We start from the raw sequence: 13,604 nt of genomic DNA on the forward strand, positions 1-13,604 counted from the left end.
ACGGGAGGCCCGGTGCCAGCTGGCACCGGGCCTCCCGTCTCGTGGTCTACGCGTCTTCGGGCGCCGCCGCGTCGGACGCGAGCGCCTTCCGACGCTGCGCGACCTGGACCGCGATCGCGACCGGGATCGCGGCGAGGGCGACCGCCCGGAGCCACGGGCGGTCGAACACGTGCCGGGTGGCGTGGTCGAGCGACACCGGACCGGGGCCGCCGAGCGCGAACATCGCCGCCGAGAAGCCGAGGAACGCCGGGAACTCGAAGCCGCCGTCCGCGTTGAAGAAGCCGTTCGGGGTGTGCACGCTCGACGCGACGCCCATCGTCGTCGCGGCGCCCGCACCGGCGATCGGGGTGGCGAGCCCGAGTGCCAGGGCGGCACCGGAGCCGGCCTCGCCGATGCCGGCCAGCACGGCGTTCCGCTTGGCGGGGCGGAACCCCATCGCGTGCATGCCCTGCGCGGTGCCCTCGATGCCTCCGCCGCCGAACGCGCCGAAGAGCTTCTGGGAGCCGTGCGAGACGAGCACGGCTCCGAGGGCGATGCGGAGCAGGGTCTTGGCGGTGACCGAAGCGGTACCAGTGCTGTGCGAGCTCATGCGCGCGACGGTACGCCGCGACCGGCGATCGTGAGCAGAAATGGTCGGGTCGCCCGGAGGCACCCGACCATTTCTGCTCACGAAGCGCACAGCGCCGCGGCGCAACGAAACGCGACGCGCGCAGCGCGCCTACTGTATCTGTCGGGAAACGGGGGTGTCTCCTGCGTCCCAAAGCCCCGCGCTGTCTCCTGCTGGTTGGTGCGATTCTGCAGGAACGAGTTCCACCTGTCTCCTCCCGAGATCGCCGCTGATCAGGCCTGAGTCTCAAACGACCGGGCGACGTTCAAGCCCGTGCGGTCCGAACCATCAACCGATGGGCGCCGGTGAGGCCAACTCCTCGACGGTCTGGTTTGGCGAGGTTGGGCTGTCGGGGCTTCCGCGCTCCGGTCGGTGCGGGATGCCTTCCCAGTACAAGGAGTAGTCCGAATCGAATCCTTCGCGGAAGCGGAGCATCTCGTTCGGCTCGGCGAAGACCGCTCCCTGCACGAGGTACACCGGCAGCATCAACGACGGCAAACCAAGCATTCCGAAGCCGTTTGGCCCGGAGAACTTGATGTCAGCGCCGTGCGATCGCATCAGCGTTGTCGCTCGCCCCCAAGCGTCGATACTTGTCGACACCGCCTGGTACGTGTTGCGCACGCAGCCGATCTCCTCCAGGAGTCGCAATGCCGATCGCGCCTTCGACAGCGCGTCGTTAACTTCGACGATCGTTGGAGTTCGTTGCGACTTGGCGTGAGCGAGCCCGTTGCGCGCAGTCATGATGCCGGAGTTGTTGAGCTGTTGACCCACAGCTCGTAGCGTCTGAGGCAATGCGTGTTGCGAGGAATCAAGCAGATCAAGGAACGGCACGACGTGGCGGAACGGGAATCTTTGCAGATCTGTTTTCCTGACGAACTTCGGCAGCTCTGACTCCAGCCGCACCATTTCTTCCTCTCGTCCCAACAACGAAGTCAAGTGGTCCGCCAGTCGCGTGAAGCCCTGCACGATGCTGCTGAGGTCCGGATCCTCGCGAAGGTCGTTCTGCGAAGTTCCCGGCTTGCGCTCCACGGAGCCGTTGAGCGTCGCAATCGTGAAGGATCGCGCCGCCGCATGGTGGTACCTGAACGGGCTCTTCGAAGTGACATGATCAGTGAGGAGGGCCCAGGTGGCGAAGGTCAGTGAATCGAACAGAAACCGTTCGAGTTCCACGAAGTAGTTCGATGCGATCTCCCTCAGCCGGGACTCGGTCGAGTCAGCATTTGCCGACGCCGTCGTGACGAATGTCTCAAGTGCCTGATGCCTGCTCCAGTACTCGTCGCGTATGTCTGCACGCCGCTCAAGCGGAAAACCAAGCTTCCAAAGGATGCGATCGACAAAATCGTCGCCAGTGCTCAAGCTGATACTCAGCAGATCGGCAGCACGCTGCGCATTGCGGCGTCGACCTAGTATGAGCGTGGAAACGATTGTCCTTGGGCTCTCCTTGCGAAGGAACTCCTCCAGGCGTTCCGCTGTCGTCCGCCCACGCACCTGGCGAAGCATCCACGCGAGCTCGTCCATGTCTTCCGGCGAATTCTTGTCGAACATCGCTCGGACTGTCGACGCCAAGCGCAGCAAAGTGGTCGTTTCGTCGCCGGGTCGAACTCGATATCCGAGATGGCTTGCCTCTGGCCGCAGCCGCCAGGCACCAGAGCGCGTACGGTGATTAACGACCGGGCGTCTTACCTCTCCAAACGGCACTCGTATGTCTTCTTCCACGATGGCTTTGTCGAGGACCTTCGCGAGGACATCATCTGCTTCGGTGAGGAGCAACTGGAGCAACTGTGCCCGGTCCAGACCTGGCAACCATTTCTCGATCACGCCGTTCAATCCGAATGTCCGCGCAGCTCGAGTCAGGCGACCGTCCACTTCTTCAGCGACACAATGGACGAGCACTTGCAGCTCCTCGTCGGAGAATCCGTCCCCAAGGAGGAACGGCAGCGTGGAGCCGTCGTCGATCTCGTACGGATTGAAGTCACCCTCTGTGAAGTCGAGTACGAACCCGTTCCAATCGGCAGGGTCCTTCGAAACCTGATCGAGAACCTTGTACAAGGCCGCACGAGTCTTGTTGATGCTCGCGTCGTAGCTCGTTGTCAATCGTACGGAGTGAACGGCCGCGCACGAAAGGTCTGCACAGTGCTGAATCGGAACAGACATCCGTGGGTTCAGTGAGCGCTGATGCGGAACGCGATGAATCCCGAATGGCCCGATCAGGAAGGGGCCAGAATGGAAGACGCCTTGTGGTCTTCCTTCCAGGAGGCGCAGGGTGTCTTCGTGCTTCAAGATCGATCGTTCTTCCGGGATGAGCGCCGTCGCCCCATCGTAGAGCGCCCTTCCGAAGATGAAGGGAAACTTGATGCGCCCATCAACGATGTACGTCGAGATCGCGCCGATGATCCTGTCCACGTCGATAGCAGCGATGTCAACGAGGGGCTCAACGTGGACAAGACCGAGGAGGCAGAGGAGGTTCGCGTCCTTAGCATCGACCGTTTCCTTTGTTATCAGCTGGTCACGGACCTTCTTCCCGGCTTCACTCAAGACGATTGAACGGTTCAGCTCGTCGGAAACCTTGAAGTTGCCTTCGATGACACAGTGACTCAGGAGTTCGACGATGGCGAGCAACTCAAGGAATCGTTCGCGCCACGCGGGATCTGCGTAGTCGCGAGCTAGAGCCGCGCGATCACGAGGGTCTTGGGACATCGGTCCTCCTTCGGAGACTGTCACCGAACTTTAGCGATCCTCACCGACACAGCCCACCGCTCGTTCGAGGGTCAGTGACCTTGGAAGCCGCAGACGGGAGGACTCTCGCAGCTCGCTGACGTGAAGTGGCGCGGGATGTGCCGTGGGGTAGGACCGTGTGCTCCGAGGCTCGCATTTTCGCCTCAAGGGGCTGCGGCACTGCTTAGCTCATCGCGGTAGTCCTGGACATCTGGCCGGCCTCCCCCCAGCACTTCAGCGCTCTTGGGGTTCCCTGCGGTCGCAGCGGTGCTCACTATCAGCCCCGGCCTCAAACACCACACTGGTGCCGGAACAACGGCGCCACGTCCGTTCGGCGTGTTGTTCTACCGCGCCTTCAGCCCATGCAAGTCGACTCTGACAGCCGCCGACCAGGACGTGCAGTTAGCGACTGACCGTAGCCTGGTACTGACCGGGTCACCGGGCATGCCTCCAGCAAGATGCGGGTTCTTTCCGCGCGACCGACGAGGATGGGCGTCCGGACGGCCAGCTAGCTCGGTGGAGCTCGATGGCTGTCGTTTCTCAACCCCGATGAGACTTCTCTCGAAGTGAGAGTGGAGCCGGGCGACATGCGCTGGATAATTGTGCGCATCCAGTCAGGCCCGCCATACCAAGCATCAAGACCATTGCTCCGAACAGCATGCGGAGACCGTTCATAGCTTCTCCAGACATGTGGCACAAAAGTAAGCAGATCATAGGGGCAACTGCTGCGGACTTGGACACTGAAGCTCGCCATTCGTAAGGCCAAGGATGCGTTCGGTGAGTCCGGCGACCGGCTCCAGGCTATGTTGGTGTCGCTCCTCCTGGGTAAGGTCCTGACGTGGCTGACTACTCCCCCGAGGATCTCCACCGGCTCGATGTGCTTGGCCGGATCATCGCTGCTGCCGGCGAGCGGAGCATGAACCAACAGGCGATCCCCGGTGACCTGCTCGGTCCTCAACCGGGCACCTCAGCTCTGGACGAGCTGCGCGAACGTATCCGGGATCTGGAGGGCGCCGGCTACGTGACGGTCGACTGGCGGTACAGCGGCGGGTGGAGCGCCCGTCCGACTGCAGAAGGTCGGGACGCGTGGACGGCGTTGGAGACGGCGCGCAGCAGCGTGCGTGCTCGCCGGCGGCGGATGCGGGACGAGTACCTGGTGTGGGTCGTCGATCAGGAAGACGCCGGCGCTTCGCCGACGTCGGACGGCTTCCTGGCGACGGGAGCGACCTACTTGGGGATCTCGTACACGCAGGAGGATCTCGAGCAGGCCGGGAAGTGGTTGTACGAGGGGCGTTTCATCAGGGGTCCGATGGCAAGCCAGCGCCCCGATCCGCTGCGGCCATCACCTACCGCGAAAGGGCGGTGGATCGTCGAGGAGGGGAGATCAGTGAACGAGCCAGCGAACGGCGAGACCTCTGGAGGGTCGACCGTCACCAACAACTTCCACGGACCGGCGAATGTGGCGCAGAACAGCCACGACGTGCACCAGACGATCAACATCGGCTGGCAGGACCAGGCCCGCGAGCTCGTCGACGAGGTCTCTCGCCGGCTCGACGACGTCGAAAGCGAGCAGGCGCGCACCGAGCTCGCCGCGGCCGTCGCGGAGCTGCGAGCAGAGGTCGAGGGGCAGGCGCGTCCGCACGCGGTCCGCGGGATCGTGACGAAGCTGGGCCTGGCGATCACCACGGCGATGGCCGGCGAGCTCGGGTCCGAGCTCACGCAGCACGCCTTCCAGCTGCTCGGCGCGCTACCCGCGTAGGTGCAGCTCGAACGGCTCGTCGCCGGCAACCGCCGCGGCGTACTTGTCGAGGTCCTCCGCTGTGGGCAGCTTCGGTTGGTGTCGTGGTTCTCGCGCCCCTTTGTGTCGTGAGCGCGTCCCGGTAGACGATCGCCAACCGAGACGGAGGCGTTGATCCGTCAACCTGAACGCTGCTAGCGTTCGATGAACTGGTCCGACGATGGGGAAGGTGACAACGATGCCGTTCAGCGCCCCTCGTGGACTGTTCCCCGCAAAGCCTGCGCCCGAGCTTGTCGGACCGCGGCCGATCCCTCCCGGAGTCATGGCAACGCAGTACTGAGCTGACCAGCACGGTCGGCCTTCCTCGCCGCGAGCGTTCTGCTCGCGTGCTTCTGCACGCCCGCGCCACGCACAGCAGCGGTGCGACAACTTCACGGGATCACATCCATGCTCTTCACTCCTGCCCGATTCCGGGCTTCACTCGCGAGCCTGCGCGAGCACCGCTTCGTCACGTTCGCGGTCCTGACCGACACCATCGGCGCTGGCCTCACGCTGCCGCTGACGATCGTTTACTTCACCATCACCACCGACGTGCCCCTGGCGGTGATCGGTGTCCTCTCCACCGTCGCATCACTGGTCGCCTTACCGATCGGACTCGTCGGAGGAGTCCTCACGGACCGGTTTGGTGCGAAGGCGTCGATGATCCTCAATAACCTGCTCTCCGCAGCGGGCTTCACGCTCTACCTCTTCGCCCACGACCCGGCGATGATCTTTGCGGCGATCTTCCTCGCCAACGCGTCCGAGCGGCTCTACTGGACGTCGTGGACTGCCTATGTCCACGACCTCGCGGAAGGCCGCCCGTTCGAGCGCTGGTTCGCGTTCCTCGAAGCAACGAAAGCCGCAGCACTCGGCGCTGGCGCGATCGTCGCGGCGATCACCCTCGCAAACGGCCATCAGGACGGGTTGCGGTGGCTGGTCCTCGCCAACGTGGTCACCAGCGTCGCAGCGGCCGTCGTGTTCGCAACGCAACGCACCGGTCACCGGTCCCCGCAGACAGCAGCCCACACGGAAGAGGCCGACGCCGCCGGATCGCTTCGCGCCTTCCTTGCTGACCGGTCGATGCGGCTCATCACGCTCGGTCAGTTCCTGATTGGTCCCGCCATGGTGCTGCCGAACGTCGCGTTCAGCGTCCTGTTTGTCGAGCGGTGGGGCATGTCCCCAGCGGTCGCATCCGTCCAGTTCGCCATCGCAACAGGCCTGTGCGCACTGTTTCAGACGTCCGTCACCCGGTGGGTTGCTGGGCGGCAGCGTGGGACGCTCATCGCGCTCGGCTCGGTCCTGACCGCTGCGACGGCAGCACCGCTGATCGTTCTTCCTCCGCTGCATGGGCTGGCCGCATGGTCGTACGTGGTCGTGGTCGCTGTTTTGTTGGCCGCGGCGGACATGATCTACCTACCTGCGGCGAACGCGGTCATGGCTGAAGCCCCGCACCCGCGCGTCCGCGGTCGAGCAATCGGGGTGTTCCAGACCGCGAGCTCGATTGGAATGGCACTGTTCCCGCTCACCCTGGGTCTGTTCAACTCACGAATGCCGTGGCTGCTGTGGCTCATCGCCACGGGTGTGTTCCTCGCAGCCGCATGGGCATGGCGCGGAGCGGTACGAGGTCTGCCGCAACAGGTGCAAGTAGCGGAGCTGACCGACATCGACGCGTGAGTGTGGCTTGGCCGGACGCAACCGCGTCCGGCCAAGCACCGTCTCGATAGGCTATCGGGCGCCGTTGCTCACCTGGTGGATCGCTGAGCGAGGCTGTTCGGGTGGGAGGATCGCCTCGTGTCGATAGAACTACCCGCAGGAGTCCTCGCCGTCGTTTTCGACGTCGGCGAGACGCTCGTCGACGAGTCGCGTGCTTGGTCGGCGCAAGCGGAAGCGGCGGGAGTCACACCGTTCACGTTGATGGGAGTGCTCGGTGCGTTGATCGCGCGCGGTGAAGACCACCGTCGAGTATGGGCGCTACTGGGCGTCGAGAGGCCCGCGGGGCGTGCGCTGATCGAGGAAGCAGATCTCTATCCCGACGCGCTGCCGTGCCTTCGTGCGGCCACCGAGCGCGGCCTCGTCGTCGGCATTGCAGGGAACCAGCCGGCGGAAGTGGAGGCACAGCTGCGCGCGGCCGGCTTCTCACCGCACTTCTTGGCTTCCTCCGCGGCGTGGGGCGTGGAGAAGCCCTCATCCGAGTTCTTCGCTCGCGTCGTCGCGGAGGCAGGGCTCGAGCCCGGGTCGATCCTCTACGTCGGTGACCGGCTCGATAACGACGTCCTGCCAGCACGCGCTGCCGGCATGCGGACCGCGTTCATCCGGCGGGGGCCGTGGGGTCACCTTCACGCGGAACGGCCGGAAGCACATCTCGCGGACCTCCGAGTCGACACCTTGGCGGACCTCACCGACGCGCTGGTTGCCGGCCGGCCGGGGTGAAGGCTACGTCGTGATCAGGAGCAGTCGAGTGCGACTGCACTCAAGAGCGCCCGGTAGTCGATCCTCTATCGGGTTGGCTGCCCTACCGGGCAGCCTGGTCTGAGAGCATCAGGGCATGACACTTGTCGGTAGCCGAACTGTGCTTCAGGCGATCTCACCGGCGACGGCGCGTCGCATCGTCGTGCGGGACGAGCGTCCCGGTGACGACTGGCACCCCGAGTACCCGTTCGCCGACGAACTGGACCCACTCCGGGCCCTCGCTGCAGAGACCGCAGCGGATCCGGAGTTCACCATGTACATCGTCCGGCGGCGGTCGGATGGCCCCGCCATCGGTGGTTTCGGATTCTTCGGTCCGCCGGACGATAAGGGGACGGTCGAGTTCGGGTACGGCGTGGTTCCCTCAGCCCGAGGCGCGGGACTCGCGAGCGAAGCCGTGCAGCTCGGACTTCAGCACGCCGCTACGCGCGGTGCGCTGATCGCGCTCGCGGACACGGAACTGGAGAACATCCCCTCGCAACGTGTCCTCGAGAAGAACGGTCTCATCGAGATCAAGCGCGACCAGTCGCACGTGTACTACCGACGCGATCTCGTTGCCCGGTAGCCGATCGGCTACCGGACCGCCGAGCGCTCGCCTGTTGGACTACATCAAGAACTCGGTCGCTGCTTCGACCCCTTCAGTCATCAGGCTCCAGCTCGGCCGGGCGAAGTCCTCCCGTCTCAAGCGCACCCTGACCTCGTCAACGACCTCATCGGCGCGAGTCTGGGCGCGAGTGACACCGTTGAGCTCGTAACCGAGCTTCGCGGACACCCGAAGGGATGGCTCGTTCCAAGCGACTGCGCTCGACTCCGCCCACTCAGCTCCCAAATGGTCGAACGAGAACAGCAGCAGCGCCGCCCGCATTTCGGTCCCGAGCCCGTGGCCCTGATGTTCGAGGGCGAGCCATGAGCCGCTCTCGACGGTCTTGCGGGCGTTGAAGCGGCGAGCGTGCAGCTCTTGGACCCCGACCGGTGTCCCCTGGTGAAGCACGGTGAAGCTCACACCCCACGAGTCACGGCTCACCCCGGACCGGAGCTTCCAGTGGTACTGCGCGAGAGAACGAGCCAACGTTGTCGGTTCTGCGTCCGTCCATGGGACACCGAACGGCATTCGAGCGGGATCGTGGACGCCGGACAGAGCCATGTCGGCGAGCCCAGGAAGATCCTCGTCGCGCAGGGGCCGCAGTTCCAGCCGAGGAGTGATGAGGCGCAGCCCAAACAAGGGCCAAACGTGATCGAGATCCATCGCCCAACGATAAGAGCGCGGCGTCGAACGTTACGGGCCAGCGATGTCCCGTTGGCCGATCGACTACCGGACTGCTGGGTAATCGTTCTGAGAGCGACCGGCTCGCATCGCAGTCGGGGCCGAACCAGAGACACTGGGTGCTAGGGGTTGAGAGCGTCCCATCCGTTCGGCAGCACCAATGGTTCGTGCATGTTGGTGTGAGGACGGAAGGTGTCCCAGTGCCCGAGTGAGTCAACGAACCCGCGAGGGTCTCCCGCGATCTGCTCAGCGGTTCGCCGGGCCCGGAGAAGATCTTGCTCCCGCAAGTACTGGGTCCGGACCGCCGCCTTGGCCTCGTCCTCGTCCTTCCACGCAACCTCGAACGTGGGGGAAATCAGCAGGTCCAGGTGCCAGTCGACTGCGGTAACGCCGAGCCGGTGCTTCTGTTTCGTAGACTCGAGGTTCACGTACCACCCGGTGAACGTGCCTGACGCGTCCCAGAAGTGCACCACCTGCCACGGCTCATCCAGGGGAATGACTCGAAGGACACTACTGCCTGTCCAAGTTCTCCTACCGGTCGTGAGGATCTGATGGAATCGCGATTCGAGCGGCGTTGCCCTCGGGTCTTCTCCGCTCGAGGTTGCCCAGTACGCAATCTCGGACCCCAAGGGCTGCCACCCCACGAGCCGATCTTCCGTCGATTCGAGCAGCAGCAGCGGGAACGCAGCTTGCAGGCGCCCATCGGGGTAGCAGTACCGCAGCAAAGTGGTCGCTGATTCCATGCCACCAGCCTACGGAAGCTGCTCAACTCAACCGCCGCCACAAAGAGACCGGAATCGACTCCGACCACCAACTGTTGGGGCAGGTCACGCCCGATATTCGATCGTCAATCGAGGCACCATGATGCCGGACGGTGGCACTCGGATAGGCGTTTTGTGGTGAGCTAGCTGGATGCGCATCAGGTCAGCGGCCGTTGTCGTCCGAGACGAGAGCCTGCTCGTCATCGATCGGTTGAAGAACGGTCGTCACTACTGTGTGCTCCCTGGTGGCGGGGTCGAGGAAGGCGAGAGTCTCCGCGAAGCGTGTCAGCGCGAGTTGCGTGAGGAGACGGGCCTTGATGCGAGCATCGGCGACCTGCTGGACGTACCAGTGGATAGCGCCGTTCCCGCGGCTTACTTCGTGGCGCGAGTGCGTCCTGGTCCGTTGGTACTCGGGGGTCCAGAGATCGACCGTGCCTCGGAATTGAACCAGTACGAGCCGAGGTGGGTGGAACTGGGCTTGCTCGCGCACATCCCGTTGGTGCCGGAAGCGGCGAGGGAAGCGGTCAAGCTGGTACTCGAGGCGCACCGCTGACCGGAACAGGGTGACCGAAGGGTGGCGTCGAGAGTCCGTCGCTCCGCCCGATTCACAGGCACGAGTTCGGGTGGCAGGGTGTCTAGTCATGGAGAACGCCGTGGGTCACCGGGACGACCGACACGCGCTCACAGGCCTCGCAGTCGTTGCCGCGTGGGTGCTGCTCTTCTGCGTAGCGCAAGCGCACTACGTTCCTCTCGAGACCGCCTACCAAGGCCACCTCGACTCCCTGAACAATCCGCCCATCCTTCAAGATCCACCCGCTCAAGTTGCCCTTGCCGAGTTCCTCGTGGGCACAGTGCTCGTGCTCGCAGTGCCGGCAGCTGCTATCGCGATTCTCACTGGGCTCAGCACCGCGCGGAACAGCCGAGGCGTGACTTGGGTGCGAGTGCTCGGGTGGACGACGTTCGGGATCGGTGCTGTCGGAGCGTTGCCCGCGCTCTGCGCTGGTTTCTTCGGTGCGATCGGAGCGCTTTTCAACGCTCTGACGTTGCTTGGCTGACTACTCTTGGTGAAGGGGATAGTTCCGCAAGTGGACCCGCCACGGGGCGACGGCCCGGCTTGTCCGCGCGATCGAGGCACACGATCAACCCGTCAGGTCGCAATGGCAGGGGATTGTGTTGCGAGAGCCCACACGATCACGACGACGATGGCGATGAACGCGGCCGCACCGCCGATGATGGCCGCCAGCCCGTCAGCCCGGCGTTCTCGATCACTCATGTCCCCACTGTGCACCGGATGTCAAGCGGCGAGAGCGTGCGATAGGGGATCCGCTATCGGTACACGGGTGATACGAGCGAGTAGCAGTGGCCTGGTCGGACGGTTGCCTTGCGTCGACGCCGCAGGCTTGACTGTTGCTCGACTGTGACCAAGCGAGCGGCGCGAATAGGCGATGCTCGTCCCATGAAGAAGACGCTCAGCGTTGCCGCCGCGGGAATCGTGCTGGCTGCGCTCCCGCTGCTCTCAGCGTGCGCTGGGTCTCCCGGAGACCCCATTGCGTCGGCTCGTGAACTCGCAGACGCACCTGGATGGGTCAGCACGCCGACTGGCACCGATTGCGGCAGCGTGGAGCTCGGACAGCAGCGAACGCTTTCCAAGAAGAACCTGAAGTGCCTCATGGATGCGAGCAGAGCAGGCGACGTCGGCATGCTCACATGGATCCAGCGAACGACCGAGGGTGATCCGGTCCCCTCCTTCGTCATGACGGCAGGCTCGGGCGCCACTGTCGCTTCGACCGCTGCATACGACACCTACGGCCAGGGCGGTTGGACAGAGTACGAGTGCACCGATATCGCGGCACTCCCCAACTGCTCGGATGGGTCTCAGTAAGCAGCAACTGTTCCAACGGGTCTGAGCACGTCCGAACTGCTGTCCAGTGATCGATCGGCTCACGGACACCCTCGTTAGGTTCGACACATGCGAGCAACCAGAGCCGAGCGGCGGCTGCGCAACCTTCAGACCCTGCTTCTCCTCGGGGCTTTCCTGGCAGCGCTCCTCGCGGCCGTGTTACTCATGCTCGTGAACGTTCCTCAACCGATCGCCATAGCAATCGGCTTTTTGGGGTACCTCGCCTGCTGGAGAGCGGTTCTCCGAGCTATCCGTCGACGCAGAGGTGCGAGAAACGAGACCGACGTCCGCTAGTCGATCGCTCACCGTACGGCCTGCATGAGTCCACCGGCATGGGACGGACCGGAGGATCGTCAGCTCAAATCCGGCCCGCGCAGGAGGACTGTGACCGCAGATGCCGCCGCGACCGCATCAGGGGCGAGCGCGGACGCGCACACCAACCGGTAGAGGCGACGAGAAGTACACCTCGATCGTCGAACCCCTGCCGGCGGAGGCGATTACGGCGAAATGAGCTGCTGAAGATGCAACTGCGCGCCGAGATAGTCCGACGCGAGGTACGCGCTTCTGGCTTGATCGGCTCGCGAGGCGGCCCTCTCTGAATACAGCCGCGCGAGCGGGAGGAGCGAGTCGCCTGCCGCGGTGATCCGGCGGCCATCAAAGCGGCTTGGGTCGTTCAAGCCGGCGAGCTCGATCTCGTTGAGCCAGGAGAAGAAGCCCGTCAGGTCCAGCATCATCGCGAACGGTTGGTGCTCGCGCAGGTACTTCGCCGCACGCAACTCCAGGTACAGCGACGTGATCGGCGCCCCCGACCGGTACTTCCACAACTTTACGAGCCGCACGAAGTCCTTCGTCCGCGGGATCAAATCACGGGTGCTGTTGACGTACTCGTTGTGCTTCAACGGACTCGACTTCACCCACCCCGTGCCCTTTGGATCAGGGATCCAATAGTCATCATCGCCAGTGATGTGCGCTGGCATGACCTCCGTGGGTGGTCCGCTAGGCCACTCGATGCGCACCCCGGGACGGTCGATCGTGACGGACCGTGCGGACCACCGAAGCTTGTCCGCCAGGACGTTCTTCAGCTGCAGGATGTCGTCGTAGCTCTGGCTCGGACGGACATGCCGCATCGATGCGAAGTAGTCGACGTCGCTCCACACACGGAGGGCGGTCCCATGGGACCAGGACCCAGTCTCGAAGATCCGGAACGCATCCATGCCGGATACAACGGCATCCTGGATGGCGGTTCGATGGGCACTCGCGACCGTGCGGTCTTCCGCTGAGGGCGTCATCGCAGCGACAGCATCATCCAGGTAGCTCTGCACGGTCATCGGACGTCCGCCCGATGAGTCTGACCGCCGTCGCGCTCGATGTTCCGTTTCGCCCGGAGATAGGCCCACCGCGGCGTCGGGTCCGCCCGTTCACGCGCAGCGTCGAGCTGTGAAGCAATCTCGTCAAGACGGTCCCTGAGAACCGAGTCATCAACCGACGTCAGCGCGTCGACGCGTCGGAGTCGGCGTACTCGGTCCTGAATTGCAAGAAACTGCACCGCAACTGATTGCGCGCGCTCCGCACGCTTCGCAGGCCGCAGGGTTCCGTGAACGCCGGTTGCCGCTGCTGCCAACAACGCCAGCCCACCGGCGAGGTACTGCAATCCGTCAGTTGCGAACGTCAGCACACCGCCCACAGCGCTTCCCGCAGCAATGACGCTTCCCAACGCCCAGCTCCAACCGGTCCACAGCTTCGCCGCTTCAAGGTTCCCCTGTTGCCCGAATGTCGCGTTCTCCTCGAGGCGATCGGCCTCAGCGCGGATCTCGTCGCGCACTCCCCCATCAGCCATCAGCTGCAATCTATGCGTTCTACGCGCTTCCCTTCAACCAGTCTCAATAGCCGATCCTCAACCGGTACGCGCTGCAACAACACCCACGACCCTCGACCAGGTTACATTTCCCACAACAAATATTACGATGCGGTAACGGGGTACGAGGTTCCAATCTCCTCGTCGGAGGGCGCCGAATAACTTGCACAGACCGGGAAACACCCGGAGCGCTCACCAGCCGCACATTGCTGGTTCTCCACCCTGCACCAGGGTGTGTTCGGCGCGCACACAGCAGCCG

The 13,604-nt window shown here is 64.2% G+C and carries 14 protein-coding genes; 7 read left to right on the plus strand and 7 right to left on the minus strand.

The genetic code is table 11. From position 1 onward, the window contains the following. Positions 1 to 46: 46 nt before the first annotated feature. Positions 47 to 589, minus strand: coding sequence for a DoxX family protein (locus EDF33_RS14785; protein WP_131879963.1), 543 nt, complete (start codon positions 587 to 589; stop codon positions 47 to 49). A 306-nt stretch (positions 590 to 895) separates the two neighbouring features. Beyond that, positions 896 to 3,304: a hypothetical protein gene (locus tag EDF33_RS14790; protein ID WP_132100413.1), complete on the minus strand. Its 2,409-nt coding sequence runs from the start codon at positions 3,302 to 3,304 to the stop codon at positions 896 to 898. A gap of 856 nt (positions 3,305 to 4,160) precedes the next feature. Here EDF33_RS14790 and EDF33_RS14795 point away from each other — a divergent pair. The 4 genes from EDF33_RS14795 to EDF33_RS14810 all read left to right on the plus strand — a co-directional run bounded on the left by EDF33_RS14795 (position 4,161) and on the right by EDF33_RS14810 (position 8,130). After that, positions 4,161 to 5,081 carry a hypothetical protein gene (locus tag EDF33_RS14795; protein ID WP_132100414.1) on the plus strand — a complete coding sequence of 307 codons (921 nt, stop codon included), beginning with the start codon at positions 4,161 to 4,163 and terminating at the stop codon, positions 5,079 to 5,081. A gap of 426 nt (positions 5,082 to 5,507) precedes the next feature. Continuing rightward, entirely contained in the window at positions 5,508 to 6,773 is a 1,266-nt protein-coding gene (locus EDF33_RS14800; protein WP_132100415.1) for an MFS transporter, read from the plus strand. 117 nt (positions 6,774 to 6,890) lie between these two features. Further along, a complete protein-coding gene (locus tag EDF33_RS14805; RefSeq protein WP_132100416.1) occupies positions 6,891 to 7,529 on the plus strand; it encodes an HAD family hydrolase in 639 nt (212 codons plus the stop codon). A gap of 115 nt (positions 7,530 to 7,644) precedes the next feature. After that, on the plus strand, positions 7,645 to 8,130 hold the full coding sequence (locus tag EDF33_RS14810) for a GNAT family protein (protein ID WP_132100417.1): 486 nt from the start codon (positions 7,645 to 7,647) through the stop codon (positions 8,128 to 8,130). 39 nt (positions 8,131 to 8,169) lie between these two features. On the opposite strand, the gene EDF33_RS14815 is transcribed toward EDF33_RS14810, so the two are convergent. Both EDF33_RS14815 and EDF33_RS14820 read right to left on the minus strand, forming a co-directional pair. Beyond that, entirely contained in the window at positions 8,170 to 8,811 is a 642-nt protein-coding gene (locus tag EDF33_RS14815; RefSeq protein ID WP_132100418.1) for a GNAT family N-acetyltransferase, read from the minus strand. A 140-nt stretch (positions 8,812 to 8,951) separates the two neighbouring features. Continuing rightward, on the minus strand, positions 8,952 to 9,572 hold the full coding sequence (locus EDF33_RS14820) for a DUF402 domain-containing protein (protein ID WP_132100419.1): 621 nt from the start codon (positions 9,570 to 9,572) through the stop codon (positions 8,952 to 8,954). A 169-nt stretch (positions 9,573 to 9,741) separates the two neighbouring features. Between EDF33_RS14820 and EDF33_RS14825 the strand changes: the two genes are divergently transcribed. Together EDF33_RS14825 and EDF33_RS14830 are read left to right on the plus strand one after the other, a co-directional pair. Beyond that, entirely contained in the window at positions 9,742 to 10,143 is a 402-nt protein-coding gene (locus EDF33_RS14825) for an NUDIX domain-containing protein (protein WP_132100420.1), read from the plus strand. 88 nt (positions 10,144 to 10,231) lie between these two features. After that, positions 10,232 to 10,645 (plus strand): hypothetical protein, encoded by a 414-nt coding sequence (locus tag EDF33_RS14830; RefSeq protein ID WP_132100421.1) that lies wholly within the window; start codon positions 10,232 to 10,234, stop codon positions 10,643 to 10,645. Positions 10,646 to 10,737: 92 nt separating this feature from the next. Here the strand turns inward: EDF33_RS14830 and EDF33_RS20710 are convergent, their stop codons facing one another. Continuing rightward, the gene (locus EDF33_RS20710; protein WP_279388066.1) at positions 10,738 to 10,863 is read right to left on the minus strand and encodes a hypothetical protein; all 126 of its coding nucleotides are present in this window, start codon (positions 10,861 to 10,863) and stop codon (positions 10,738 to 10,740) included. 183 nt (positions 10,864 to 11,046) lie between these two features. Here EDF33_RS20710 and EDF33_RS14835 point away from each other — a divergent pair, with 183 nt between their 5' ends. Next, positions 11,047 to 11,472, plus strand: coding sequence for a hypothetical protein (locus EDF33_RS14835; protein ID WP_132100422.1), 426 nt, complete (start codon positions 11,047 to 11,049; stop codon positions 11,470 to 11,472). A gap of 515 nt (positions 11,473 to 11,987) precedes the next feature. Here the strand turns inward: EDF33_RS14835 and EDF33_RS14840 are convergent. Both EDF33_RS14840 and EDF33_RS14845 read right to left on the minus strand, forming a co-directional pair. Beyond that, a complete protein-coding gene (locus EDF33_RS14840) occupies positions 11,988 to 12,818 on the minus strand; it encodes a hypothetical protein (protein ID WP_132100423.1) in 831 nt (276 codons plus the stop codon). After that, positions 12,815 to 13,327 (minus strand): SLATT domain-containing protein, encoded by a 513-nt coding sequence (locus tag EDF33_RS14845; protein ID WP_132100424.1) that lies wholly within the window; start codon positions 13,325 to 13,327, stop codon positions 12,815 to 12,817. The genes EDF33_RS14840 and EDF33_RS14845 overlap by 4 nt, the downstream gene beginning before the upstream one ends. Positions 13,328 to 13,604 lie beyond the last annotated feature (277 nt).

The sequence above is a fragment of the Curtobacterium sp. PhB146 genome (assembly GCF_004342995.1).
Taxonomy (GTDB): domain Bacteria; phylum Actinomycetota; class Actinomycetes; order Actinomycetales; family Microbacteriaceae; genus Curtobacterium.

Excerpts from the sequence above, each read along its gene's own strand:
- EDF33_RS14785 (WP_131879963.1), bottom strand. The coding sequence starts at position 589 with ATGAGCTCGCACAGCACTGGTACCGCTTCGGTCACCGCCAAGACCCTG.
- EDF33_RS14800 (WP_132100415.1), top strand. The coding sequence starts at position 5,508 with ATGCTCTTCACTCCTGCCCGATTCCGGGCTTCACTCGCGAGCCTGCGC.
- EDF33_RS14790 (WP_132100413.1), bottom strand. The coding sequence starts at position 3,304 with ATGTCCCAAGACCCTCGTGATCGCGCGGCTCTAGCTCGCGACTACGCA.
- EDF33_RS14835 (WP_132100422.1), top strand. The coding sequence starts at position 11,047 with ATGAAGAAGACGCTCAGCGTTGCCGCCGCGGGAATCGTGCTGGCTGCG.
- EDF33_RS14825 (WP_132100420.1), top strand. The coding sequence starts at position 9,742 with ATGCGCATCAGGTCAGCGGCCGTTGTCGTCCGAGACGAGAGCCTGCTC.
- EDF33_RS14815 (WP_132100418.1), bottom strand. The coding sequence starts at position 8,811 with ATGGATCTCGATCACGTTTGGCCCTTGTTTGGGCTGCGCCTCATCACT.
- EDF33_RS14840 (WP_132100423.1), bottom strand. The coding sequence starts at position 12,818 with ATGACCGTGCAGAGCTACCTGGATGATGCTGTCGCTGCGATGACGCCC.
- EDF33_RS20710 (WP_279388066.1), bottom strand. The coding sequence starts at position 10,863 with ATGAGTGATCGAGAACGCCGGGCTGACGGGCTGGCGGCCATCATCGGC.
- EDF33_RS14830 (WP_132100421.1), top strand. The coding sequence starts at position 10,232 with ATGGAGAACGCCGTGGGTCACCGGGACGACCGACACGCGCTCACAGGC.
- EDF33_RS14810 (WP_132100417.1), top strand. The coding sequence starts at position 7,645 with ATGACACTTGTCGGTAGCCGAACTGTGCTTCAGGCGATCTCACCGGCG.
- EDF33_RS14820 (WP_132100419.1), bottom strand. The coding sequence starts at position 9,572 with ATGGAATCAGCGACCACTTTGCTGCGGTACTGCTACCCCGATGGGCGC.
- EDF33_RS14845 (WP_132100424.1), bottom strand. The coding sequence starts at position 13,327 with ATGGCTGATGGGGGAGTGCGCGACGAGATCCGCGCTGAGGCCGATCGC.